This window comes from Winogradskyella endarachnes (assembly GCF_009741275.1).
GTDB lineage: Bacteria > Bacteroidota > Bacteroidia > Flavobacteriales > Flavobacteriaceae > Winogradskyella > Winogradskyella endarachnes.
In genome coordinates this window covers 1,015,969-1,040,144 of the sequence record NZ_WOWS01000001.1, presented here as the reverse complement: position 1 = coordinate 1,040,144, position 24,176 = coordinate 1,015,969, and the positions used below count along the sequence as shown (strand labels likewise).

Below are 24,176 nucleotides of genomic sequence, written 5' to 3'. Positions count from 1 at the left end.
ATTTTACTAACATTTATGAATTTTTAGTATGGTAATCTTCAAGCTCATTCACAATTTAAATTGATCTTTTGTTTTGATTTTATAAAATTGGGTTCAAAATTCTATTTTTTCTTTAATTTAGTATTTCCATATGAAATGTAAAGCACTCTTTTACGTAATTAGTTTACTTTTTATTTTGGTGGGTTTTCAAGTAAAGAAAGCCTTACCAGAAGGTTTTGTTTATGTAGATACCATTATACCAGATATAGATGTAGAATTGCGATATTTTTCATCGAATAATTTTGTTGGTGATACTATTGATGGTTATAAAGTAAACCGGTTAATTTTAACAAAACCAGCAGCTGAAAAACTGAAACTTGTGCAAGATGAGTTGCAACAACAAAATTTATGTTTAAAAGTTTATGATGGCTATAGACCACAACGTGCTGTAAATCATTTTATCCGTTGGGCAAAAGACTTAAATGATACGATTAAGAAGCAACAATTTTATCCTGAAGTAGATAAACGAAACCTATTTAAATCGGGTTACATTGCTTCGCGTTCTGGTCACAGTAGAGGTAGTACTCTAGATTTAACCATTGCAGATGGAGAAACAGGTGAGCCTTTAGATATGGGAAGTCCTTTTGATTTTTTTGGAGAAGAATCTTGGGTTGCAGATGAGGATTTAACAGAAGAACAACGTAAAAACCGTGAGTTATTACAATCTGTTATGATAAAACATAACTTTAGAAATTACCCAAAAGAATGGTGGCACTTTACCTTACGTTGGGAACCATACCCAAAAACTTATTTTGATTTTGAAATTGAATAAACTAAGACTTCTTTAAGTTTATTAAACCTAATATTGGACCTACAGCTAAAATCATAAATGCAAATTGTCTATAACCATCTTGGCTTAACAAAATATTTAAAACCTGAATACTAATAATTGTAACTGAATATCCAATACAATTTACAATGGTTAATGCTGTACCTTTAGAACTAGCATCGCAATTTTGGGCTACCAACGTAGAAAATAATGGTGAATCTGCTATAACAGCCATTCCCCAAATTATAAGAAATATTATAAAAATAAAGCTTGAATTTATCTTAATAAATAAAGGCGAAAGCAAACAGCACAAACCAGAAATACTTATAGATAACATTGCCGTTTTACGTATACCATAAGATTTTGAAAGGAAACCTCCAATAATACAAGATATGGTGCCAGACGCAATAATTATAAAAGCAAATAAAGCAATGTTTAAGCTAATGTTATGAAGTTTTGTATGTGTAATTAGAAGCACTGGTACAAAGGTCCAAAACGCGTAGAGTTCCCACATATGTCCAAAATAGCCAAAAGCAGCAGACCTAAATGATTGCTCTTTAAAAACGTTGAGTACTTTTGAAAGCTCAAATTTTTGAGCTAATTTTTGATATGGTCCATTTGGCACAAATAGCAGAATGAGAAAACCACCTATTAAGGCTAGTGAAGTAGTAACCCAAATAACCAATTCCCATTTAAAATTTAAATTAAACGATTTTATTAAATAAGGAAATGCAGTACCTAAAACTAAAGCAGCTATTAAAAAACTAAGCGATTTACCAAGTCCTTTTTTAAAATGGTCAGCCGCAATTTTCATTCCAACAGGATAAATACCTGCCAAACAAAATCCAGTGAGAAACCTAAATGTAATTAAAGTATAAATGGTATTTGCAGAATACAGCATGCCAAGATTAAAACTAGCTCCTAAAATAGCACAGACAAAAAATACTTTAGATGGTGAAAAACGATCACTTATGGTAAGCATTGCAAAAATAAAGGTGCCTACTATAAAACCAAATTGAACAGAAGAACTTATATCTCCTAAAGACGCCTCACTTAAATTAAAATGACCAATTAAATCATCTATTATAGAATTACCTGCAAACCATAATGATGTGCAACAAAACTGAGAAAAGATTATTATGGCTAATACCCATTTTGATGAGCTCTGTATTGTTTTCAATAGTGCTGAAATTAGGAATTGTGAAGTTTATTTATAAATATTTATATCTACGTTTACGTTTTGTTCACCATGATATTTTTTGCCGTATACCAAGTCTATATCATATTTAATATTGTAGATTTTTAAAAAATTATCTACATCGTCTTTTTTAGCTTTAGCTAATTTTAAATCGTTTCTAAATTGATTCAAGGGTCCAATTGCTAAAGGTAAAACTCCCATTAACCCTACAGCTGAAATTATAAAAGGAACTGTGCCAATTACTCTAAATTTTAATAAATACTGCGCCAAAAAGTAGCCAGCCAAAATAACAGCGAGACCAATAATTAAAAAGACTACAAAATTAATATAGACCAGAGTTTGTGTCTTTAAGATACCTTTATATTCAACATTTGTTGCTTCAATTTTAGGTCTTAATTTAGAATCTAATTTTGCTTTAACACATTTATTAATAAAATCAGGTTTTCTATTGGTAAGCCCACAAAGTGTTCCTGTTTTAAAATCTACTACTTGATGATCGCATAATTGGCAATGTTTTGTAATATTCATCTGTGAATTAAATTTTAGAGATACATATATGCCCAATACATTAAGAAAAGCTGTAGTGGTAATCGTAATATTAGTATCCATTTAGGGATTCCTGCAGAAGCTTTTTTGCTAGACAGCATATAAAAATGAACTAATAGAAATACGGCCAACATTACAATTATTCCATAAATTGAAACTGCCTTGAGTGTTGGTATACATAAACCTATACCAAAACTGATTTCTGCAATACCACTTAAATACACTAAAGTTTTATGGTTAGGCAGATATCTTGGCATAATACGCATATACATTTTTGGTTTAAAAAAATGCATTGCACCAGCTAAAATATACATTGCAGCCATTACGTATAGACCTAATGGCTCATTCATCCTTATAAGTTTTAAAGGTTATGCCAATGCCATAATTATATAAATCTCTTTTAATAAGACTAGACTGCAGACCATTTCCTTTGTCAAATTTTACCCAATTATTACCATTAATGAATACACGTTTTATATATGTATTTTTAGATTCAATTTCATTGGTAAAGGGTAGAAGTGGTCTAAAATTTGTTGGTATTTTAACAACACCTCCATTTTTAGAAACAATCTCCTTGTATTTTTTATTAGGTAATAATTTCCCCATTTTATTAGTATATCCTAATACTTGTAGAGATATAAAAAAACCATTATCTGGTACATAAATATCAAAATTATCTACATCTAGTTCATAAGAATCGCCATCTTTTTCAGTAGCTTTAAATACAATAGTTTCGTAGGTTAATACCTCACCTGGCATACCATCGTTATTTTTATAAAATTGAACTTTAAATAAGGTTGAGAATTTCTTTTTGTCACTATTTTTTTTATTTCGTTTTTCCCAGTCTTTAGACTCTAAAGCGATAGGAAAGAATACGGTTTTTAATTTTTGGTCTTGGCTTGTTGTTTTAGGGAAATAAACGGCAATTTCAGATTCTATAGTTGGTAACCAGCAATTATAATAATCATCATCTAAAAAAGGTTTTAGTTTTTCTTCTTTAAATTTTCTATCCTTTTTAAAATTAAGCATTACTTCATCTAGCTGATGCGATTGTGCTTTCATTATTATTTCGGTAGATAAGTTTTTAGTTGAAATATTTAAATTTTTAAAACCAATTGCAGATATAAATAGCGAATCTATATCTGGATATAACTTTTCAGTAAAAACAAATACCCCTTCATCATCGGCAAAAATACCGTTACCATTGCCAAAAGATATCGTTGCATAGCTTACAGGATAATTTGAAATACTGTCTTTTATAGTGATTTGAGCAAAAGATAATTGCCCAATACATAGCAGCGTAAATAGAAATTTGTACATGTTTTAGATTTATAGATTTTAAAGATACATCATTTATAGGCATAAAAAAACGTCTCAATTATGAGACGCTTTTAAATTATAATAATTACAAGAGTTACGCTTTACCAACATGTTTTTTAGTTTGTGTAAATCCTATATACAAGCCAACACCTGCCATAAAGAATATTAAAGAAGGATAAACGGCATCACCTAAACCAGTGTAGGTATCTAAAATATTAGCAATAAATACACCCAAACCAATTCCCATTAATAGAAAAGCTAAATTTAATACAACCACTTTCCAAGAGGAGCCAGTTCGTTTGCCAATGTTAAAAATACTGGCATCAGCACCTTTTTCTATAAGCGCTAAACGTTCTTTGTTTCGGGTAGAAAAGTATAGATATACAATTCCAAAAATAGATAAGAATAAACTTAAAGGGATTAATATTTCTTCATTCATAATGTTCGATTTTTTTAATTGATTAATTTTATTTGTTTCATAGCTTATGACGATACTAATTAAACTTAGGTTACACTTTTGGTAAAAAAAATAAATATTTAACTAAGTGTAACCTTAAATAATGTTTTGTCGTCTATACTAATATAATGACCACCAACGACGACCAAATACTAATCAACGCTATAAATAATGGCAATACCAAAGCATATGCACAACTTGTAGATTGCTATAAGGAATTTGTTTACGTTAGCTTTAAGAATGTTAAAACACAGAGAAGAAGCAGAAGAGGTGGCACAAGATACATTTGTAAAAGTGTTTAAGTCATTAAATAATTTTAAAGGTGATTCTAAATTTTCTACCTGGATTTACAGAGTGACCTATAATACTTGTCTAGACCGTATAAAAAAGAATAAAAAGTATATAAATGATGTTGCTATAGATGAATTTACCATGAACAAATTAGATACTATAGACAATGCGTTAGACCATATAATAATGGAAGAAAGACACGCTTTAATTAAAAGGTGTGTTAATATGTTACCACAAGATAGCAGCGCATTATTAACGCTATTTTATTTTGAAGAATTATCTTTAGATGAAATATCTAGTATTATTAATATTGAAGCGAATACAATAAAAGTGAAGCTTTTTAGAGCACGAAAGAAATTGGCAGTTATATTAGAACAATATTTGAAACCAGAAAACAGATTGAAACATGAGAGAGGATAACAAAAAAATAGAGCAATTTATAAATAATATTATGTCTGAAGCTGGTTTAGAACAACCTTCGTTAGATTTCACAGCAAATGTTTTGTCTCAGATTGAAGTTACTTCTACTTCTAATGCAACGGTTTATAAACCTTTAATTTCAAAATCAGTGTGGATTTTAATTTTAGGAAGTTTTATAGCCTTAATTGGTTATGTTATTATTGGAAATACCGAAACAACGGCAAGTTGGATAGACCGTTTAGAATTACCAAAAGTGTCTTTAAATCTTTTTGAAAATGTATCTAGTCATTTATCGTCAACTTTAATGTATGCTTTTGTGTTATTGGCACTAATGGTAAGTATACAAGTCCCTTTGGTAAAATATTATTTTAAAAACCGCATAACATTTTAATCTGGGTAATACCAAAAAAGTATAGATAACAGGTCTCGTTTTACAGTGTCTTGCTTTTTTAAGGTATTATATTTAATAGTAAGTAAGTGTTTCCCTTTACTTAAAGATTCTGTAGGTAAGTAGGTTTCAAAACCTAAAGTGTTTTTATTAATAACAAAATCTGACGTAAATTGTAGTGTGTCAATTTCAATAGTGTATAATTTATTGAATGTTTTAAGATAGTCTCTCTTTAAACTATCGAATTTTTGTCTCTGGTTTTTAGAATCAAATTTTGCACTATTATAACCTTTGCTAAAATCGGTAATCATGCCTCGTTTGTCCTTTTCTGGTTTTAAGTTTTTGTTGAAACTGAAAATATTATCTTCTATAGATTCAGTAAATCTAATAAATACTTTTACAAAATTACCTGTAATAATTTTAGATTGTATAGCAGCATCATCAATAAAAAGTTCATTGTCTTCTTTTACTAAATCTTCATAATTATTATCACTTGTAGTATAGGCATTAGATTTAGATTGTTCGCTAAAATAGTTTGAGAAATTATAATCTACAGAAGAAAAAAGACTAACAATAATAAACATTGGGAAGAGCACAAAACTTAATCGTTTTCCAAATTTATTGTCTAAAAAATTATATACAATTGGTCGGTACAAAAAGCTTAAAGTTATAAAGCTAAATACCCAATAAAATGGAAAGTAAAATTTAGATATCCATTTATTCTTTTTTAATAAACCTTGCGTAGCAAAGTCAAAAAACGTTAATAGCATACCAAAACAGATAAAAAGCATAATTGGCACACCAAGTGTAAGTCTTAACCATTCTGGGAAACTCTCGTTTTCAATTATATATTCCGCTGTTAAAACAATTGCGATTAGAGAAAATGTTAAAGCTAAAACATAGAATATAAGTAAGAACGAAACCGCAAACATAATACTACAGTAATTCTCTAATCGCCCAATGTATCTATCAAAAGACCCAACTCTTTTCTTTAAATATTTTGTGAATTTTGGGCTGTATTTAAGGTAGTCATAATCAATATCACCAGAAACATATCGCAATCCTAAAGCTCCAATCCATAAACCTCGTAATAAGACATGTAAGAGTAGGTTAACTAGCAAAATAACACAAGAAAACAATGCTACTTGTGTAATAATATTTTCATGCACAACACCATTTACAGAGGCTTCAATACTTGCAATTTTAATAGAATTATAAGCCGTAAACAAACCAAAAATGGCAAAACCAGAGATTAATAATTCTAGTTGCCAGCTTTCTTCTTGTAATTTTTCGAGGAGTTTTTTAAACGCTGGTTTATTGTAATTGTCACTCATGTTATAATTGGTCGGTTGATAATGTGTTTAAAATTAAACATATTCAGCTAAATTCAATCTTTTAATTAATATTTTGAAACCTTTTATAAATTCTATCGTTTTTAATAATAGAAACGGCTAATCAATACAATGCATCAAATAGATACTAAACTTATAAAGCTTTGCAAAAAAGGAAATGAAGTTGCGCAAATGCAAGTTTATGATTGTTATGCACAAGCAATGTTTACTATTGCTTGCAGATATCTTAATAATGATGAAGATGCCAAAGATGCAATGCAAGAAGGGTTTTTAAAAGCTTTTAGAAATATTGAACAGTATCATCCCAAAGCTACGTTTGGTGCTTGGTTAAAACGGATAATTATCAATCAATGTTTAGATGTTCTTAAGAAAAATCAATTACAATTTGATGCTATTGAAGTTTCAGAACTAAGAATAACAAACGAAGATGATTGGCAATTTGATAGTTCAATTTCAAAACAAGAGATATTAAATGCCATTAAGCAACTTAACGAAAAACATAAAATAGTAGTAAAACTATATCTGCTAGAAGGTTACGACCATGAGGAGATTTCAGAGATTCTTGAGATTCCTATAAAAACATCGAGAACACATCTGAGACGAGGTAAACTAAAACTACAAGAGTTATTAAAACACAAATACAATGAAGCGAGATATTAGATACTTATTTAATGATGAGGACGACAATTTAAAACAGCTTCCTGATAATCATAGAGCTGAGTTTATGACGCAACTGAAAAAGCAATCTAAGCCAAAACGAAAACCATTTGTTTGGTTAAGTGTAGCAGCAATTTTGCTTATTGCATTAACCGTTGGTTTTAATGTTTTTAATACAGATATAGATACAAATAAGCCTGAAGCAATAATTGCGCAAGTAGAAAGTATTGAAGCCGAATATTTAGCCAATATTGAAACCGAATGGCAAAATTTTATAGCCTTAACCGAAGATGAAAAATTGGTAAAACGCTTCAGAAAAAAGCTAGATGAGTTAGATAGTGACTATCAAGAGATTTCAGTACAATTTAAAAACGATAGTAATAATATTTTAGTTATTGAAGCTTTAGTAGACAACCTTCAAACGCGACTTCAAATATTAAAAGACATACAAAAACACATCAAAATATTAAATCAAAATAACGAACAACATGAAAACACTATTTAAATTATTGGCATTGATGCTCATCACATTATTGCAACTTAATGCACAACAGCACAATATTTTTAACAAAAGCTTTGATGCAAATTCTATTACTACATTAGATTTGAATCTTGATGGTGTATACGTCAAAATTGAAGAGTCTTTAGACAATAAAATCCATTTTAATTATACTATCGAGTTTGATAATTACTCTAAGAAAGCAATTGAAGAACAATTGGAAGGGATTAACACGATTGCAAAAATTGTCGATTCAAAATTATTGTTTGAAACCTTTAGTGAAACCCCTTTGTCTGATGTAGTTTACAGTATTGAAAGTTTACATGGTATTACTTTTGAGGGTGATTACATGACTTTTAAAGAAACTTCAGAAATACGATGGAGGAAACCTAAAAAGTATTTTTATGGAATGAATGATGATACTAAAGTAGAAACTTTAAAAGAGTATCTTAAAGATTTAAGAGGATTAGATGGTGAAGGAAGAGCACAAAGAATAGATTCTAAAAATGTAAAGACTTTAAAAACTAATTTTATTATAAAAATACCTGCTGATATTAATCTAAGAATCCGATCTTTTGATTCTCACATGACTTTTAAGTTAGATTTAACCGGATTAGTTAATGTGAATGCAAGGAATACTAATTTACAATTTATGAGTTTAACCAATCCTTTAAACAACTTTGATATTGCTAATGGAAAATTTAGAAGTAATGATTTAAAAGGTGGTGCGTATAAGTTTAATCATGTCAGTGACTTAAAAATTGCAAGTGTAGATCATCTTAATATAGATAGTGAATTTACGACCATAATTATAGGAGAAGTAGGTAGAGAGGTGAAAATTGTAGATTTTAATGGAAAATATTGGTTAAATAATTTTTCAGAAGGTTTTAAATATTTTCAAATGGATACTGAATACTCTGAAATCAATCTGTTTTATCCTGAAAAGTCAAGCTATTATATAGAAACTTATGGTACAGATACATTGCACATCTATGATAAAACAAACTTTGAGATTGAACCAAATCGAAAAAATGAATTATCTAAAATGTTCGTAATTGGTAAGGCATCTAACATAAATAAAATTCAATTAAACTCGGTTCATGGTATAATTAGGTTTGGAAAAGACTTTATTGAAATTAATGAGTAATATTATTTTTTCAGAATAATAATTAAAACTTTTTAAGAGCTGTAATCCTGAACTAATTTCAGAATCTAAATTGAAAATTCTGTGCACTGTACATAGAATCTGAAACAAGTTCAGATTGACAAATGAGTAGATTTATAACTACAAGTCAGAGGTTTTACAGACTATGTCATTCCTCAAATTTTATCTAAAAAAAAGCACTTAGATAAACTAAGTGCTTTTTGTCTTTGTTCTTGGCTTTAATATTTAGTATCTTTTTTTAATACCAACGCTTTTTCTTCTTCTTAGAAGCCTCACTTTTTCTTCCTTTTTTATACTTGCTTCCTTTCTTTTTATGCACTATAGGGTTGGCCTTTGGGTCTAATGGATAAGGATGTTCTGTCTCAACAGGTATTTGTACGTTTATGGCATTTTCTATGATTTTTACATAGCTTTTCTCATCTGCAGAGCACATTGCGTAGGCTTTACCAATGTTACCAGCTCTGCCAGTTCTACCAATTCTATGGACGTAAGTTTCGGCTACGTTTGGCATATCAAAATTAAACACGTTATCTAGTTCGTTAATGTCAATACCACGTGCTGCAACATCTGTTGCGATTAATACTTTAACGTAACCGTTTTTAAATTTATTTAGTGCTGTTTGTCTATCACTCTGGTTTTTATCGCCATGTATAGAATCTACTGTATAACCGTTTTTAAGCAAGGTTTTTTCAAGCTTATTGACACCAAATTTAGTACGTCTAAATATTAAAACGTTCCCTTTTATAGTGTTGCGCATTAAGTGCAAACACAATTCAATTTTGTTACGTTTTGGTACATAATACAATACCTGACTTACATCTTTTGCAACAGAGCGTGTTGGAGTAACATCTATACGTTCTGGGTTTTTAAGTATGGTTTTTGCTAATTCTTCAATTTTAAATGGAATAGTAGCAGAGAATAATAAGGTTTGCTTGTTTTCAGGGCAAAGTCTGTCAATTTTCTTTACATCATCTATAAAACCCATGGCTAGCATTAAATCGGCTTCATCTAGCACAAAGGTTTCAATATAATCTAGGTTAATGTAATCTTGCTTGTGTAAATCGAGTAGGCGACCAGGTGTTGCTACTAAAATATCAACCCCTTTTTTTAAAACATCAATCTGTGGTTCTATAGATGTACCACCAAAAACAACTAAAGAACGCAAATTAGTAAATTGTGCGTAGGTTTTAAAGTTTTGCTGAATTTGAACCGCTAATTCTCGAGTAGGACTAATTATCAGTGCTCTGATTTTTTTTCCTCGTTTTGGCGCATCTTGTTTATCGTACAATTGCTGAAGAATAGGAAGTGCAAAGGCAGCCGTTTTACCTGTTCCGGTTTGAGCAGAAACAGTAACGTCTTTTTTATTTAAAATTAACGGAATAGAACGTTGTTGCACTAAAGTAGGTTCTGTATAACCAGAAGTTTCAACAGCTTTTTGCAATGGCTTTATTAAATGTAAGTCTTTAAATGACATGTGTTTTGTGTTTGTTAAATTTGTCTTTCCTGCGAAGGCAGAAAACCACTTTGTAGGTTAAATTTGTAGATTCCTGATTTCGTAGGAATGACAAATAAGATGTGGTAAACATAGCACAAAGGTAAATGAAATGTTTTACCAACGCTCAGCAACCCAATCCTTTTGTTCTTTTTCTGTTAAAAACGTCCAAGCTATAAATCGGCTTATTTTGTTGCCTTGTCCCATTTCAATGGTTTTTACATCAGTTGCATTTACTTTTTGTAAAATTTTATAAGTGGGTTTTAAGGTTGTTTCTTTAGAAATTAAACTCGTAAACCAATAGCATTGTTTACCAAAATGTTTGCTTTCGTAAATCATATCTTTTACAAAACGTGCTTCGCCTCCTTTGGTCCAAAGTTCGTTCTGTTGACCTCCAAAATTTAAAAGTGCTTTGCTTGGTCGTTTTCCTTTTAGGTTTTTTAATTTTTTTAAACTTGCTTTTTGAGCATCGTCTAATGAGGCATGGAATGGCGGATTACAAATGGTGAAATCTACTTTTTCTTCAGGCTTTAAAATATTGTAAAAGAAGTCATTCGATTTTTCTTGTCGTCTAATTTCTAAATTAGATTTTAAGTTTTTATTACGTTGCTCAATCTCTTTTGCTGAGGTAATAGCTTTCTCGTCTGTATCACTGCCAATAAAAGACCAACCATATTCATGCTGACCAATAATTGGGTAAATACAATTGGCACCAACACCAATATCTAAACCTTTTATGTGGTTACCTGTTGGGATTTTAGAAGTATTGCCTTTTAATAAATCGGCAATATTATGAATGTAATCTGCTCTTCCAGGAATTGGAGGACACAAATAATGCTGCGGAATATCCCAATATTGTAATTTGTAATGATGAATTAATAACGCTTTATTCAAGGCTTTTACAGCTGCAGGATTAAAAAAATCTATAGATTCATCACCATATTTATTAGGTGCAACATACGCCGCTAATTCTGGTGAACTTTTAATGAGTTTTTTGAAATTATAGCGTTCTCTATGTTGACTTCTAGGATGAAGCTCAGATTTTACTTTTGGATGCTGTTTCTTTTTTTGCAAAGTTTCTATTGTTTAGAGTTGCAAAGGTAAGCTAAAAGCATTTGGTTAAACGTTTGTTTTCTCGGCAATAATATAGAGGTAATCACCGAGGTTGTTCTCGTAAGATTTAATGATATCGTTAATTTTTCCGTTGTCTATATCATTTCTTAACATTTGTAAGCCTAGTTTAACTTCATCTTTGTTAGCTAATGCACTAAAAGATGAAATTCCATTTCTAATACTTGCGTCAAAATATAATTCGGGATTATGCTTACCACAATATAGAAATTGGTCTTTTAAATCTGGTTTTATGTTATAGAGTTCGGTTTTTGAGATTTTTAATCCTGAAAGTTGCATAGCATTTTCAATTACTTCCATCGATGGCATTTGTATAATGGAATCTTGTAGCATTTTAGGAAAATAATGATTCAGCCAATAGCCTTTCATCTGCTGAGGCGTGGAAGTAAAGATTACAATTTTTCCGTTGGGTTTTAAAATATAATTAAATTCTGAAAAAGCTCTTGTAATATTTGGCCAATGATGTATGGTTAATGTTGCTATAATGCCATCGATGCTTTGATAATCTAAGTTTGTTTTTTCGGCAGCAGCAAAATTCCATTCTATATTTCGGTTAGTAGCGTGTGCTTGTTTTAGCATTTCTATAGATGGATCGATACCCATAAATTGAAATCCTTTTTGTTGCAACGCATCGGTGTAATTACCTGTTCCGCACCCTACATCTAAATACAAACTGTCTTTTTTAGGGTTGAGGTGTTTAAGAAATTGTTCGGTTAAATAAGGATCCGCTTTACGTGTTTGGTTGTAATTGATTCCTATTTTGTTGTATATGCTAGAATTCATAATTTTCTTATTATTTCAAAAAAAACTTTAAACGCTTTTTAAGATTTTCAGGTAAAGCATCATTATTTAGTAATAAACTAATATGGTCTCGATTCTTATTCTCTGCATATAATAATTTAAATAACTGAAAAATAGAAACACCATTTGGTTGCTGTTCTACTAATTGAAATGTATCGTTAATTTTTACTTCACCTTCTTCTAAAACTTTTACATAAGTACCAGAAAAACCATGGTCAACAAATTGTTTTAAAACGGCATTAGAACCAAACTTATAAGCAAATTTAAAACAAGGTTCTCTAGGTTGAGTAATTTGGACTAAAGCATTACCTAATTTATAAATACTTCCAATGGTAAGTTGTTTTTCATCTAACCCATTAACCGTGAGATTTTCGCCAAGCATGCCAAAACTCCAATCTAAATGCGGATACAAGTTTTGCCAGTAAGGATATTGGTCTGCAGAAAAGAGATAGCAAGCTTTAAACACGCCACCATGTACTTTTCTATCAGAAACTGTATCACCTTTAACATCAGTCTTGCCTAAGTAAATTCCCTCTTGAGTTGGTTTTTTATAAATGCCAGTAGTTACTTCTTTATCATTCCAAATAAAAGTTGTGGGTTGTGCAATATTGGTTGAAATGACTTTCATTATTGTTGATTAATAGTTTTCCAAACAGGATATAAACTTTTTACTGAGGTCTTATATTTTTCTGGTAAACTTGTAAGGGGTTCTAAAGTAAAGGTAAATGGTTGATCTGTTTTAAAATTCCAATAGCGATCATTTAAAATTCCATCAGTGGTTTCTATTTGAAATTTTGGAAAATTGGTCATTGAGAATTCTCCTTCCGCATTAACGTTAATACCAAAAGCAACTAAATCTTCAATGGTTGCGTAGGTGAGTGCTAATTTTGCATTAAGGGTTTTAGTGTCTTCTGAAGTATAGAATTCTATACTTTTTTTAGAATACTCATTAAATTCTGATTCCCATTTTGCGTCTGTCTTACTTATTTCTAGTAATTCTGAAGTTACACTGAGACTATCACTTTCTTGCTGAATGATAGAAACCAAATTTTCTTGTAGTATAAAAATGTTTTTTTCTGAAGGATTTATGGTTACAGTTGTTTTTTCTGAAATTATTTGGCCTTGGTTAAAACCAAAAAAGGAACCAACAATAAATAGTAGTATTTTAATTTCTTGCATAGGCTAATTTAAATAAAAAAGCGCAAGTTATAGAACTTGCGCTTTTTAGCTATTAATCCTAGGGGAAAATAAATGGATATTTATTAGTTAGGACTACAAATCTATAACTATTAACTAGTTATAAAATTGATGTATGTTAAGAAATTAATTAGATAATTCTTTTCTTATTCTACTTAAACTTTCTGTGGTAATACCTAAATAGGAAGCGATATGGTAATTTTTAATATTTTTTTCAATAGAAGGGTAAGATTCTATAAAATACAAATAACGCTCTTTGGCAGGTAATGCTAAATTGGCCAGAATTCGTTTTTGAAATGCAGCGAATGATTTTTCTAATTTTATTCTGAAAAATTTATCAATTTTAGGGATGCTGTTATATAGTTTTTCTTTGTCTGCTTTAGAAATAACATAAACGGTAGAGTTCTGTATTGCTTCAATAGTTAAAATGGCCTTTTCGTTAGAGAAGAATGATGTAAAATCACTAATCCACCAATCTTTTATACCAAATTGAATGGTATGTTCTTTACCTAATCTATCTATGTAATAAGATCGTAAGCAGCCATTAGATATAAAATATTGATGGTTGACAATTTCTCCGTAATTAATGAGGATGGTCCCTTTCTCTACGTCTTTTTTATGAAACACAGAGTTGATGAGCTCAATTTCACTAGGACTGAAATCAATACCTTTAAAAATTTCTTTTATTATAGAACTATCGGAGCTCACGTATAAATATAACTTTCTGTTAAGTTATATAAAACATTTGCAATGAGTGTATTATAATCGACAGATTATAGTATTAAACGGTTAAACCGCTAATTCTATAATTGTGATAGAACATAATATTATTCAATTTTTTTTGCAATATTTTCTTCACCGCCTTGGTAAATTGTAAAACTATCTACATTGCCGAGGGCGTCTTTATTAAAAGTCATTTTTATGGCAGCAACTTTAGCAAAAAAGTCAGTGTTGTTTTCTGCATAGATTTCAAATTGACCTTGGCCAGTGGCTTGAGCAAAAATTTGATTCTTATTTACAGTTATAGTAACGTTGAAATTAGGAGCAAGTTCATAAACACCTATATAGTCTTTTAAAGTATTATGAGGCAACGTAATTTCTTTTCTAGGTAGTGGCATTGATTTATCTATCGCTTTCCCGATATTTTCAGTACTAGCTATAAAAATAGCCTGACGCTTTCCATCATCGGTTTTAGAAAATTTGTATTCAATGCCACTGTCTTCAAACATAAAACGATTTTCAGATAATGGATATATCTCAAAAGGTGTATTAGTTTCAGATTCTTTCATGCTATTTAATTTGCCATCTTTTAAAAAGATATGTCTAATAGCACCATCTTCAAACTCATAAGCACCAACCCATTGTGCCATTTTAGCTTCAGGTAATTCTATAACATCTTTCATTGTAGGAAATGGTTTTCCTATGGCAATTGCAGCTAATTTTTCTGTAACAGCACCAATATCGTTACAACTACAGTTGCTAAGGCCAATTACGTAGACGTCTTCTTCAATAAGGTAAATTCCGTTAGTTGAGGTGCCAAAAATGCCGCCACTGTGGGCATAACCTTTAGAGCCTTTTAGGGTTGTTTCTCCCAGACCGTAGCCATAGAAAATGTGTTCGCCATTATTTAGTTGAGACCCGTTAATAGCTTTTTGTAAAGTAGACGCTTTAATAAGAGTATTATTGGTTAGAGCATTTTGCCATTTTAGCATATCGTCTACTGTAGATATAAGTGCACCAGCAGCATGTGGTACAGTCATGCTAAGATAGCTAGCGTTTACAAAACCACTCTCGTCTTGTTCATAAGCTTCTACTCTGTTTTTTACAAGTTCTCTGTTATTTCCGTAGCGAGAGGCTAACATGTTTAATGGTTTAAAAATTTCGTTTTCAATGAAATTCTCATAAGTGTCTTTACTGATAACTTCTATTATTTTACCAAGTAAAACGTAGCCAGAGTTATTGTATTTATAGTCTTCACCAGGATTAAAATCCATTGGTTCATTTTTAAAATAATCTATAAGTTGGTCTAGAGTAAAGTCTTTTCTTGCTACTTCGTAAAGGTTGCCAATACTTGTATAACTTTTTATGCCAGAGGTATGATTGAGTAAATGATGTACGGTTATGGTTTTACCCTGAGTAGGATAATCTGGAAGAAACTTTGTTATAGGATCGTCTAAATTTAATTTTCCTTGTTCTTGAAGCATTAAAATAGCGACTGCTGTAAATTGTTTAGATATAGATGCGAGCATAAATACATTTTCTGGTTGCATATCTACGTTAAGTTCTAAACTAGATTTTCCTACGGCTTTTCTATAAATTGGTTTGCCATCCTTGGCTACTAAAATGGTAGCACCTGGAGCATTAGCATCATTGTAGAATTGCGCTACAATATCATCAAATTGTGGTTTTAGATCTTGTGCTTTTAAGGTTGAAATAAATAAGCCACTTAATAAGATGAACAATAAGGTGTGATTGGTTTTCATTTTGCTTGAAGATTGATTCATATTATTAAGACGACTTTAAAACCAATACGTTACAAAAAAAAGCCGCTTTGAACTAACAAAGTGGCTTTTTAAGTTGAGACGCTTGGCTTTTTACAGCTAAGTCATCTGTAATTTATTTAATCATATCGTAGCTACGCTTAATAAAGTTAGTTAGCTCTTCACCTTTTAATAGGCCTTGAGATAAACGTGCTAAATCTAAGCTCTGATTAATTAGTCGTTCTTGTTTCTTTTTAGTTTTAGTACTTAAAATTTCACCAACTAATTCAGAGTTTGTATTTACAATTAAGTTATGGATTTCTGGCATGCTACCAAACATGTTCATTCCGCCACCACCTGTTGCTTGCATTTCTTTCATTCTACGCATAAACTCTGGTTGCGTAATAATAAAAGGAGAAGCATCGCTATCCATAGCTTCTAATTGTATAGAGAATTTTTCAGAAGGAATCACTTCTTTTAAAAGCGTATCTAATTGTGTTTTTTGCTCTTCTGTTAATTTAGAAATAGTAGTATCTTCTTTTTTAATTAAATTGTCAATATGGTCACCATCTACTCTTGCAAAAGAAACATTTTCTTTAGTAGTTTCTAATTTTTGTATTAAATGCGATACAATAGGAGAATCTAATAACAACACTTCATAGCCTTTAGCTTTGGCAGCCTCAATGTATGAGTGTTGTTGGTCTTTATTAGATGCATAAAGAATTACTAATTTGTCGTCTTTATCTGTTTGGTTTGCTTTAATTTTATTGTAAAGCTCATCGTAAGTATAATACTTACCATCTACTGTTGGGTACAATGCAAAGGCATCAGCTTTTTCAAAGAATTTTTCTTCAGAAAGCATTCCGTATTCAATTACAATTTTAATGTCGTCCCATTTTGCTTCAAAATCTTCGCGATTAGCGTTAAATAAAGATTTTAATTTATCAGCAACCTTACGTGTAATATAAGATGATATTTTCTTTACAGCACCATCAGCTTGTAAGTAAGAACGCGATACGTTTAATGGAATATCTGGAGAATCAATTACACCTCTTAACATGGTTAAGAATTCTGGTACAATACCTTCTACGTTATCTGTTACATATACTTGGTTTTGGTAGAGTTGAATTTTATCTTTTTGAATATTCATATCGTTTGTCATCTTAGGGAAATATAGTATTCCGGTAAGATTAAAAGGATAATCTACATTTAAATGAATATTGAAAAGAGGTTCTTCAAATTGCATTGGGTATAACTCTCTGTAAAAGCTACTGTAATCTTCATCTTTTAATTCTGAAGGTTGTTTTGTCCAAGCAGGATTTGGGTTATTAATAATATCGTCTACGGTAATTTTTTTATGCGGTTCCGTAGTTTCTTTACCATCTTTGTCTTTAGTTGTTTTTGGAGTAAAGTCTGGGTCGTTTATTTCCTTAGTTCCAAATTTAATAGGAATAGGCATAAACTTATTATACTTATTTAATAATTCTCGTATTCTAGATTCCTCTAAGAATTCTGTTGAGTCATCAGCTATATGAAGAATAATTTCTGTACCTCTACTTTCTTTGTCTGCTTCTTCTAATGTAAATTCTGGAGAACCATCACACGTCCAATGTGCTGCAGGAGCACCAGTATGAGATTTTGTAATTATTTCTACTTTTTCTGCAACCATAAAGGCAGAGTAAAACCCTAAACCAAAGTGACCAATGATACCAGAGTCTTGTGCAGAATCTTTATACTTATCTAAAAATTCTTCAGCACCAGAAAAGGCAACTTGGTTTATGTATTTTTCTACTTCTTCTGCAGACATCCCTAATCCTTGGTCAATAACGTGAAGTTTTTTTCCTTCTTTGTCAATTTTTATTTCAATCTGTGGATTTCCGTATTCAGATTTAGATTCACCAATACCTGTAAGGTGTTTTAATTTTAAGGTGGCATCTGTACCATTACTAATTAGCTCACGTAAAAATATTTCGTGATCGCTGTATAAGAATTTTTTAATAAGCGGAAAGATATTCTCTACCGATACATTAATACTTCCTTTTGTCATTTTTATGTAGTTTTTGTCATTCCTGCGCGGGCAGAAATCTAATTAATAATTGTTTTAATTACGTTTTACTACTTGTCAAATAAAATACCAAGACATAAAAGGTGACAAACTGACACAAGTACTATGCGTGCATAACGAATATAAAATCTAATAAAAATAAATCGTCTCTTAAATATTAAATTGCAGAACTAAATAATAACTATGTATAATTCAAAAATAATTGGCTTAGGAAAGTATGTTCCTGATAATGTTGTAACTAATGACGATTTGTCTAAAATAATGGACACAAATGATGCGTGGATACAAGAACGTACCGGAATTAAAGAACGTCGTTGGGCTGTAAAAGGTGATGGAGATACAACGGCAACCATGGGTGTAAAGGCAGCAAAAATTGCCATTGAACGTTCTGGTTTAGATAAAGATGATATTGATTTTATAGTGTTTGCAACATTGAGTCCAGATATGTATTTTCCTGGTCCAGGAGTACAGGTTCAGCATGCTTTAGATATTAAAACAGTTGGTGCATTAGATGTACGTAATCAATGTTCTGGTTTTGTATATGCCATGTCTGTGGCAGACAATTTTATAAAAACAGGCATGTATAAGAATATTCTTGTAATTGGTAGTGAATTACACTCTCACGGATTGGATAAAACAACTAGAGGACGTGGTGTTTCTGTAATTTTTGGAGATGGTGCAGGAGCTGCCGTTTTAACCAGAGAAGAAGATACTACTAAAGGTGTTTTATCTACACATTTGCACTCGCAAGGCGAACATGCAGAAGAGTTGGTTTTAGTTGCACCAGGCATGGGAAAACGTTGGGTAACTGATATTTTAGCAGATAATGACTCAAAAGATGAAAGTTATTTTCCTCACATGAATGGACAATTTGTATTTAAAAATGCTGTAGTTCGTTTTAGTGAAGTTATTATGGAAGGTTTAATTAAAAACCAATTAAAAGTTGATGATATTGATATGCTAATTCCGCATCAGGCCAATTTGCGTATTGCTCAATTTATACAGAAGAAATTTAAGCTTGGCAATGACCAGGTATTTAATAACATACAAAAATACGGTAATACTACAGCAGCATCAATTCCAATTGCGTTAACCGAAGCTTGGGAAGAGGGTAAAATAAAAGAAGGCGATACTGTTGTACTAGCTGCTTTTGGTAGTGGGTTTACTTGGGGAAGTGTTATTATGAAGTGGTAGTAAAATTAGATATAATTAAACAACAAAAAGCCCAAACAGAACTTCTGTTTGGGCTTTTCAACTATTAACCAAATTTAACTAATCATATATAAATTCCCAAAATTTATAATACTATGATTAAAACCTACTACTATATAGACGCTAAAATTTCAGTTTTATTTCATAGCAATCTATATTTAACGTGTATTTAACAAAAACCCGAAACGGAAGTTTCGGGTTTTCTTTACTTAATAGTTAATACACTAACACTAACCATCAACTATAGATATAACTATTAAATATTTTTTTTAGAACATTCCACCACCTTCTTTAACATCGTTATCTCGTCGTTTACGAGATTTTGCTCTGTAGTTTCCGCCTCCAAAACGGTAAGATAAACTGGTTGATATTTGTTGGCTCTCCCAATTAAATTGTCCTTGTTGTGCATAAGGTCTTTCGCCATCAAACTGTGCATACATAGTATCAAAGATGTCATTATAGCTTAGGCTAAAGCTAGCTCTGTTATTCTCAAGAAAACTATAACGCATACCAAGGTTTACCATTAGCATGTCGTTAGTTTCAAATTGAATGTTTTTATTTTTAGAACGGTACATGCCAAAGGCAGAAAAACTTAGACTTTTACTCACTTTAAAGTTATTAAAAGCTCTTGCGCTCCATGCTACATTGTCTACTTCAACTGTATTTAAAACAATATCATTATTAGTATCAAAAGACTCGGCTAAGCTCTTTTGCGTTTGAGAATATAAGTCAAAACTTGCATTTACACTCCACCATTTTGTTGGTCTGTAGTTAGAAGAAAATTCAATACCATAAGCTGAGGTGTTGTCAAAGTTTAAATTGGTAAAAATTACTCGGTTAATGTCTGTACGATCTATTAAAATAGCTTGTTGAATTTCATCTTCAATTATTCTATAAAAAACACCTACAGTAATACTTCCTTTTTCAAGTTGTCTTGTATAATTTGTTTCAATAGAATTGGTAAACTGTGGACGTAATTCTTGGTTTCCAAATTCTGATATTAAAGGCGTGCTCCAGTTTGGTAAAGGATTTACTTGTCCAATACCTGGTCGATCAATTCTTCTGCTATAACTAAATTGATAAGAGTTTTTCTCAGAAGGTGAATAGGTTACAAATGCGGACGGATACAATTCAAAATAATCATTTTCAAAGGGTATATTTAGTTCTTCATTGCTATCTAAGTCTTGTTTAAAGGCATCAGAATTTACATTTACCGTTTCTGCCCTTATTCCTAATTGATAACTCCATTTTTCTAACTTTTTACCATACGTAGCGTACGCAGAATATATGTTTCTAGTATAATCGAAATTTGTAGTTGTTGGTATATAGGTTCCATTTTCGTTTTGCTCTCTAGCGTCAGACTCATAGAAAATACTAGTATCAAACAGACGTGCTTGTAACCCTAATTCTAATTTTACAGATTCAGATAAAGGATTAACATAGTCTAAATTAAATGTTGTACTATTTCTATCTGTGTCTGTATCTTCAATAAAATTTGGTCGTTGAGAATTAAAAAATAAATTGCTATTATCAACATATCCTTCATATATATTATGGTCTACTTCTAATTCTATATTATGGCCTTCTTTGTTAAAATTGTGCTTATAATTAAAGTTGTATTGTTGCGAATCGTTTTTGTTTATCCCAAATAAGTACTGCGATTCATTAAGAGACTCATCTAATAAATAGTTGATATATGAATTTACATCTGTTTCTCCATCAAAGATATTTTGGTTAGTAAATACAGATATGGAGTTTTTGTCATTTAAGTAATAATCTAATCCTATTTTAAATAAATGCGATTTGTTATCATTTAAAATATCAAAATTTTGATTTATTTCTTGTTCGGTTCTATTAATGTAACCATAGTTGGCATTTCTGCTAATGTTATTGCCATAAGACCCATAAATATTTAATTTACCATTTCTATAATTAGCATCGATAGAGCTGTTAAATTTAGGTTCAATATCGTGTGCTAAACCTACTGAAAGATTTCCATTAAAACCAATTTTTGTATTTTTATGTAGTACAATATTAATAATACCACTCATCCCTTCAGGATTATATTTTGCTGATGGATTGGTGATTAATTCAACACTTTTTATAGTATTAGAAGGTATTTGTTTTAGTAATTGCTCTGCCGGAATATTAGATAATTTTCCATCAACCATAACTCTAACATTTTGGTTACCACGCAAACTAATAGAGCCCGTTTGCTGATCTATACTTACAGATGGTAAATTATTCATTAGCTCACTAGCAGTTGCGCCTGCGGTTTGCAAATCTTTACCAACAGTAATGACTTTTCGGTCTACTTTCTGTTGTATGGTAGATACATCTGCAACAATGGTAACTTCATCTAAACCTGTAGATTCTTCCTCTAGTTTTAGGTCGCCTAGATTTACTTTATAATTTCCTTTTCCCAAGGTTACACTTTTATCTATAGTTTTAAATCCTACAAACTGAATAGAAACTGTAATCGTTCCTTCTGGTATATTTTTAATTTCAAAAGTACCATCATCATTAGTAATTCCGCCTGTAATTATTTTTTTAGCAGCATCCTTAATAACAATGTTTACATAAGGTAAGGGTTCATTTAATTGTGCATCGATAACGCGTCCATAAACAGAACCGTTTTTAATGTCTTTGTTAGAATTGGGTTGGGCTAGTGCAGTAAAAGATAATATTAATGCACAGAAAAGCATAACTGATTTCATTTTTGATTGATTTTTTTTGATTGATTTGATAGTTTAATACTGTTAAGACGACTAACTTTAACGTATGTTACTTAAATTATTTACGTTAACATCTTTTTAACATTATGAAGAAAAAAACACTTGTTATTGGCGCATCTCTAAAAGAAGAGCGTTATTCAAACATTGCTATAAAAAGACTTAGAACTTTTAATCATCCTGTAAAAGCCTTTGGTTTAAAATCAGGTAGGGTTGAAGACGTAACGATTGATACGGAATTAATTGATTATGATACTATTGATTCTGTAACACTTTACCTAAACCCAAAAAGACAACAAGATTATTATAATTATATCATTAGCTTAAACCCTAGGCGTGTAATATTTAATCCAGGCACTGAAAACCCTGAGTTTTACCAATTGCTAAGAGATAACAATATTGAGTTTGAAGTAGCCTGTACTTTAGTACTTTTGGGTACTAATCAATATTAAGATTTCTTTCTTATAACAAGGAGTCCAAGGAACATTAAAAGTCCGTTAATCATCAGTATTTCAAAACCAATTTCGTAACCATTGAATAACTCTTTAGAATATAAGTTTAGAGTGTAAGACAATATTGGAGCTACAATAGCAATAATCCATACAAACTTGTCTTTAATTTTTGATTTAGTAATAAGTCCAAAAGCAAATAAACCTAATAGTGGGCCGTAAGTGTAACCCGCAGCTTTAAATAATTCCCATATTACGGAAACATCTTTAAATATTAAATCAAACAAAACAATTACTATAACTAATAATATACTAAAGCCAATATGAACGCGTTTTCTAAGATGTTTTTTTTGAGTTTCAGGTTTGTTATCAATATCTAAAATATCAAAACAGAATGATGTTGTTAAGGATGTTAATGCAGAATCTGCACTAGAATATGCTGCAGCAATTAAACCTAGCAAGAAAAATGCTGAAGTTACAATGCCAATTTCTGGAAGCATTGCTATGGTTGGGAACAAATCGTCTTTAGAAGCTGTTAACCCTTTGTTTTCTGCGTATTGCGTTAGCATTAAACCTAGAACCAAGAAAAGTATATTTACAAAAATTAAGACCACACTAAAGGTAATCATGTTTTTTTGTGCATCTTTTAAGTTACGGCAAGTTAAGTTTTTTTGCATCATATCTTGGTCTAAACCTGTCATAGTAATGGTGATGAAGATTCCAGATAAAAAGCTTTTCCAGAAATATTGTTCGTTGTTACCATCTTCAAAAAAGAATACTTTACTTAATTTACTGTCTTTTGTATAGGTGATAACATCGCTAATACTATTTAAATCTAATGCAGAAGCTAAAAATATGATAGCTACAACTACAGATATCAGCATAAATAAAGTTTGAAGCGTATCTGTAAAAATAATGGTCTTTATTCCGCCTTTAAATGTATAAAGCCAAATTAAAGCAATAGTAATTATTACTGTAATGGCAAATGGAATATTAAAAAGGTCAAAGACTAATAATTGTAAAACTTTGGCAACTAAAAATAAACGAAAAGCAGCACCAACAGTTCTAGAAATAAGAAACGCAATAGATCCTGTTTTATAACTAATAATTCCAAAACGGTCTTTTAGATACGTGTAAATAGAGGTGAGATTTAATCTATAATAAAGCGGTAATAAAACATAAGCAATAATGAGGTAACCAAAAAAGTATCCAAACACAACTTGAAGGTAGCCAAACTGCCTAGCTTCTACAGCACCAGGAACCGAAATAAATGTAACTCCAGAGAGCGATGCACCAATCATACCAAAGGCTACTAAGTACCAAGGTGCAGATTTGTTAGCTTTAAAAAAAGCAGCATTACTATCTTCTCTGCCTGTAAAATAGGAAATGATAACAAGTAGTAAAAAGTAACTTGCAATAAGAATTAGTATGGAAGTTGGTGTCATGTTAAAAGCTTCGTTTTCATCAATATTTTTGAAAAGTAGTACATTTGAAAAAAAAGAATGCTTTAAAAAAG

At 30.7% G+C, this 24,176-nt stretch carries 24 protein-coding genes; 8 read left to right on the top strand and 16 right to left on the bottom strand.

The annotated features are described in order from the left end of the window. The first annotated feature begins 130 nt into the window (after window positions 1-130). On the top strand, window positions 131-811 hold the full coding sequence (locus GN138_RS04670) for a M15 family metallopeptidase (protein WP_157362584.1): 681 nt from the start codon (window positions 131-133) through the stop codon (window positions 809-811). Window position 812: 1 nt separating this feature from the next. On the opposite strand, the gene GN138_RS04665 is transcribed toward GN138_RS04670, so the two are convergent. From GN138_RS04665 to GN138_RS04645, 5 genes are all read right to left on the bottom strand, one after another. Continuing rightward, window positions 813-1,988, bottom strand: a complete 1,176-nt coding sequence (locus GN138_RS04665; RefSeq protein WP_157362582.1) for an MFS transporter — start codon at window positions 1,986-1,988, stop codon at window positions 813-815. 27 nt (window positions 1,989-2,015) lie between these two features. Further along, the gene (locus GN138_RS04660) at window positions 2,016-2,534 is read right to left on the bottom strand and encodes a hypothetical protein (protein ID WP_157362580.1); all 519 of its coding nucleotides are present in this window, start codon (window positions 2,532-2,534) and stop codon (window positions 2,016-2,018) included. Window positions 2,535-2,548: 14 nt separating this feature from the next. Continuing rightward, window positions 2,549-2,902, bottom strand: coding sequence for a DoxX family protein (locus GN138_RS04655; protein ID WP_157362578.1), 354 nt, complete (start codon window positions 2,900-2,902; stop codon window positions 2,549-2,551). Further along, entirely contained in the window at window positions 2,895-3,872 is a 978-nt protein-coding gene (locus tag GN138_RS04650) for a hypothetical protein (RefSeq protein ID WP_157362576.1), read from the bottom strand. Before GN138_RS04650 ends, GN138_RS04655 begins: the two co-directional genes overlap by 8 nt. Window positions 3,873-3,966: 94 nt before the next feature. Further along, complete coding sequence (locus GN138_RS04645; RefSeq protein WP_157362575.1) at window positions 3,967-4,311, bottom strand: DUF6249 domain-containing protein; 345 nt, start codon at window positions 4,309-4,311, stop codon at window positions 3,967-3,969. Window positions 4,312-4,569: 258 nt separating this feature from the next. Here GN138_RS04645 and GN138_RS04640 point away from each other — a divergent pair, with 258 nt between their 5' ends. Then, a complete protein-coding gene (locus tag GN138_RS04640) occupies window positions 4,570-5,040 on the top strand; it encodes an RNA polymerase sigma factor (RefSeq protein WP_317162701.1) in 471 nt (156 codons plus the stop codon). Continuing rightward, complete coding sequence (locus GN138_RS04635; protein WP_157362573.1) at window positions 5,027-5,431, top strand: hypothetical protein; 405 nt, start codon at window positions 5,027-5,029, stop codon at window positions 5,429-5,431. Before GN138_RS04640 ends, GN138_RS04635 begins: the two co-directional genes overlap by 14 nt. Here GN138_RS04635 and GN138_RS04630 read toward each other — a convergent pair. Then, window positions 5,428-6,762, bottom strand: coding sequence for a hypothetical protein (locus GN138_RS04630; RefSeq protein ID WP_157362571.1), 1,335 nt, complete (start codon window positions 6,760-6,762; stop codon window positions 5,428-5,430). The two genes, GN138_RS04635 and GN138_RS04630, sit on opposite strands and share 4 nt — an antisense overlap. A gap of 129 nt (window positions 6,763-6,891) precedes the next feature. Here GN138_RS04630 and GN138_RS04625 point away from each other — a divergent pair, with 129 nt between their 5' ends. From GN138_RS04625 to GN138_RS04615, 3 genes are read left to right on the top strand one after another with little or no spacing between them, the layout of a single operon-like run. Continuing rightward, window positions 6,892-7,440, top strand: coding sequence for an RNA polymerase sigma factor (locus GN138_RS04625; protein ID WP_157362568.1), 549 nt, complete (start codon window positions 6,892-6,894; stop codon window positions 7,438-7,440). After that, window positions 7,424-7,942, top strand: coding sequence for a hypothetical protein (locus GN138_RS04620; protein WP_157362566.1), 519 nt, complete (start codon window positions 7,424-7,426; stop codon window positions 7,940-7,942). Before GN138_RS04625 ends, GN138_RS04620 begins: the two co-directional genes overlap by 17 nt. Further along, window positions 7,926-9,083: a hypothetical protein gene (locus GN138_RS04615; protein ID WP_157362564.1), complete on the top strand. Its 1,158-nt coding sequence runs from the start codon at window positions 7,926-7,928 to the stop codon at window positions 9,081-9,083. Before GN138_RS04620 ends, GN138_RS04615 begins: the two co-directional genes overlap by 17 nt. A 256-nt stretch (window positions 9,084-9,339) precedes the next feature. Here the strand turns inward: GN138_RS04615 and GN138_RS04610 are convergent, their stop codons facing one another. From GN138_RS04610 to htpG, 8 genes are all read right to left on the bottom strand, one after another. Next, entirely contained in the window at window positions 9,340-10,575 is a 1,236-nt protein-coding gene (locus tag GN138_RS04610) for a DEAD/DEAH box helicase (RefSeq protein WP_157362562.1), read from the bottom strand. A gap of 135 nt (window positions 10,576-10,710) precedes the next feature. Continuing rightward, window positions 10,711-11,667, bottom strand: coding sequence for a 23S rRNA (adenine(1618)-N(6))-methyltransferase RlmF (gene rlmF / locus GN138_RS04605; RefSeq protein ID WP_157362560.1), 957 nt, complete (start codon window positions 11,665-11,667; stop codon window positions 10,711-10,713). Between the two features lie 45 nt (window positions 11,668-11,712). Continuing rightward, the gene (locus GN138_RS04600; protein ID WP_157362558.1) at window positions 11,713-12,507 is read right to left on the bottom strand and encodes a class I SAM-dependent methyltransferase; all 795 of its coding nucleotides are present in this window, start codon (window positions 12,505-12,507) and stop codon (window positions 11,713-11,715) included. A 10-nt stretch (window positions 12,508-12,517) separates the two neighbouring features. Continuing rightward, window positions 12,518-13,153 carry an MOSC domain-containing protein gene (locus GN138_RS04595; protein ID WP_157362556.1) on the bottom strand — a complete coding sequence of 212 codons (636 nt, stop codon included), beginning with the start codon at window positions 13,151-13,153 and terminating at the stop codon, window positions 12,518-12,520. Next, the gene (locus GN138_RS04590) at window positions 13,153-13,704 is read right to left on the bottom strand and encodes a hypothetical protein (protein ID WP_157362555.1); all 552 of its coding nucleotides are present in this window, start codon (window positions 13,702-13,704) and stop codon (window positions 13,153-13,155) included. Before GN138_RS04590 ends, GN138_RS04595 begins: the two co-directional genes overlap by 1 nt. Before the next feature lie 144 nt (window positions 13,705-13,848). Further along, window positions 13,849-14,430, bottom strand: coding sequence for a Crp/Fnr family transcriptional regulator (locus GN138_RS04585; protein ID WP_317162700.1), 582 nt, complete (start codon window positions 14,428-14,430; stop codon window positions 13,849-13,851). A gap of 119 nt (window positions 14,431-14,549) precedes the next feature. After that, window positions 14,550-16,205, bottom strand: coding sequence for a serine hydrolase (locus GN138_RS04580; protein WP_157362553.1), 1,656 nt, complete (start codon window positions 16,203-16,205; stop codon window positions 14,550-14,552). A gap of 133 nt (window positions 16,206-16,338) precedes the next feature. Next, complete coding sequence (gene htpG, locus GN138_RS04575) at window positions 16,339-18,249, bottom strand: molecular chaperone HtpG (RefSeq protein WP_157362551.1); 1,911 nt, start codon at window positions 18,247-18,249, stop codon at window positions 16,339-16,341. A 201-nt stretch (window positions 18,250-18,450) separates the two neighbouring features. Between htpG and GN138_RS04570 the strand changes: the two genes are divergently transcribed. Further along, window positions 18,451-19,461, top strand: a complete 1,011-nt coding sequence (locus tag GN138_RS04570) for a 3-oxoacyl-ACP synthase III family protein (RefSeq protein ID WP_157362549.1) — start codon at window positions 18,451-18,453, stop codon at window positions 19,459-19,461. A gap of 287 nt (window positions 19,462-19,748) precedes the next feature. Here the strand turns inward: GN138_RS04570 and GN138_RS04565 are convergent, their stop codons facing one another. Then, window positions 19,749-22,196 (bottom strand): outer membrane beta-barrel family protein, encoded by a 2,448-nt coding sequence (locus GN138_RS04565; RefSeq protein WP_157362547.1) that lies wholly within the window; start codon window positions 22,194-22,196, stop codon window positions 19,749-19,751. 104 nt (window positions 22,197-22,300) lie between these two features. Here GN138_RS04565 and GN138_RS04560 point away from each other — a divergent pair, with 104 nt between their 5' ends. Continuing rightward, window positions 22,301-22,663 carry a CoA-binding protein gene (locus GN138_RS04560; protein ID WP_157362545.1) on the top strand — a complete coding sequence of 121 codons (363 nt, stop codon included), beginning with the start codon at window positions 22,301-22,303 and terminating at the stop codon, window positions 22,661-22,663. Here GN138_RS04560 and GN138_RS04555 read toward each other — a convergent pair. Further along, window positions 22,660-24,105, bottom strand: coding sequence for a sodium:solute symporter (locus tag GN138_RS04555; RefSeq protein WP_157362543.1), 1,446 nt, complete (start codon window positions 24,103-24,105; stop codon window positions 22,660-22,662). The genes GN138_RS04560 and GN138_RS04555 overlap by 4 nt on opposite strands. Window positions 24,106-24,176: the final 71 nt, after the last annotated feature.

Excerpts from the sequence above, each read along its gene's own strand:
- GN138_RS04590 (WP_157362555.1), bottom strand. The coding sequence starts at position 13,704 with ATGCAAGAAATTAAAATACTACTATTTATTGTTGGTTCCTTTTTTGGT.
- GN138_RS04560 (WP_157362545.1), top strand. The coding sequence starts at position 22,301 with ATGAAGAAAAAAACACTTGTTATTGGCGCATCTCTAAAAGAAGAGCGT.
- GN138_RS04635 (WP_157362573.1), top strand. The coding sequence starts at position 5,027 with ATGAGAGAGGATAACAAAAAAATAGAGCAATTTATAAATAATATTATG.
- GN138_RS04670 (WP_157362584.1), top strand. The coding sequence starts at position 131 with ATGAAATGTAAAGCACTCTTTTACGTAATTAGTTTACTTTTTATTTTG.
- GN138_RS04655 (WP_157362578.1), bottom strand. The coding sequence starts at position 2,902 with ATGAATGAGCCATTAGGTCTATACGTAATGGCTGCAATGTATATTTTA.
- GN138_RS04660 (WP_157362580.1), bottom strand. The coding sequence starts at position 2,534 with ATGAATATTACAAAACATTGCCAATTATGCGATCATCAAGTAGTAGAT.
- GN138_RS04580 (WP_157362553.1), bottom strand. The coding sequence starts at position 16,205 with ATGAAAACCAATCACACCTTATTGTTCATCTTATTAAGTGGCTTATTT.
- GN138_RS04555 (WP_157362543.1), bottom strand. The coding sequence starts at position 24,105 with ATGACACCAACTTCCATACTAATTCTTATTGCAAGTTACTTTTTACTA.
- GN138_RS04630 (WP_157362571.1), bottom strand. The coding sequence starts at position 6,762 with ATGAGTGACAATTACAATAAACCAGCGTTTAAAAAACTCCTCGAAAAA.
- GN138_RS04640 (WP_317162701.1), top strand. The coding sequence starts at position 4,570 with ATGTTAAAACACAGAGAAGAAGCAGAAGAGGTGGCACAAGATACATTT.
- GN138_RS04620 (WP_157362566.1), top strand. The coding sequence starts at position 7,424 with ATGAAGCGAGATATTAGATACTTATTTAATGATGAGGACGACAATTTA.
- htpG (WP_157362551.1), bottom strand. The coding sequence starts at position 18,249 with ATGACAAAAGGAAGTATTAATGTATCGGTAGAGAATATCTTTCCGCTT.
- GN138_RS04610 (WP_157362562.1), bottom strand. The coding sequence starts at position 10,575 with ATGTCATTTAAAGACTTACATTTAATAAAGCCATTGCAAAAAGCTGTT.
- GN138_RS04570 (WP_157362549.1), top strand. The coding sequence starts at position 18,451 with ATGTATAATTCAAAAATAATTGGCTTAGGAAAGTATGTTCCTGATAAT.
- GN138_RS04615 (WP_157362564.1), top strand. The coding sequence starts at position 7,926 with ATGAAAACACTATTTAAATTATTGGCATTGATGCTCATCACATTATTG.
- GN138_RS04565 (WP_157362547.1), bottom strand. The coding sequence starts at position 22,196 with ATGAAATCAGTTATGCTTTTCTGTGCATTAATATTATCTTTTACTGCA.
- GN138_RS04650 (WP_157362576.1), bottom strand. The coding sequence starts at position 3,872 with ATGTACAAATTTCTATTTACGCTGCTATGTATTGGGCAATTATCTTTT.
- GN138_RS04625 (WP_157362568.1), top strand. The coding sequence starts at position 6,892 with ATGCATCAAATAGATACTAAACTTATAAAGCTTTGCAAAAAAGGAAAT.
- GN138_RS04645 (WP_157362575.1), bottom strand. The coding sequence starts at position 4,311 with ATGAATGAAGAAATATTAATCCCTTTAAGTTTATTCTTATCTATTTTT.
- GN138_RS04595 (WP_157362556.1), bottom strand. The coding sequence starts at position 13,153 with ATGAAAGTCATTTCAACCAATATTGCACAACCCACAACTTTTATTTGG.
- GN138_RS04600 (WP_157362558.1), bottom strand. The coding sequence starts at position 12,507 with ATGAATTCTAGCATATACAACAAAATAGGAATCAATTACAACCAAACA.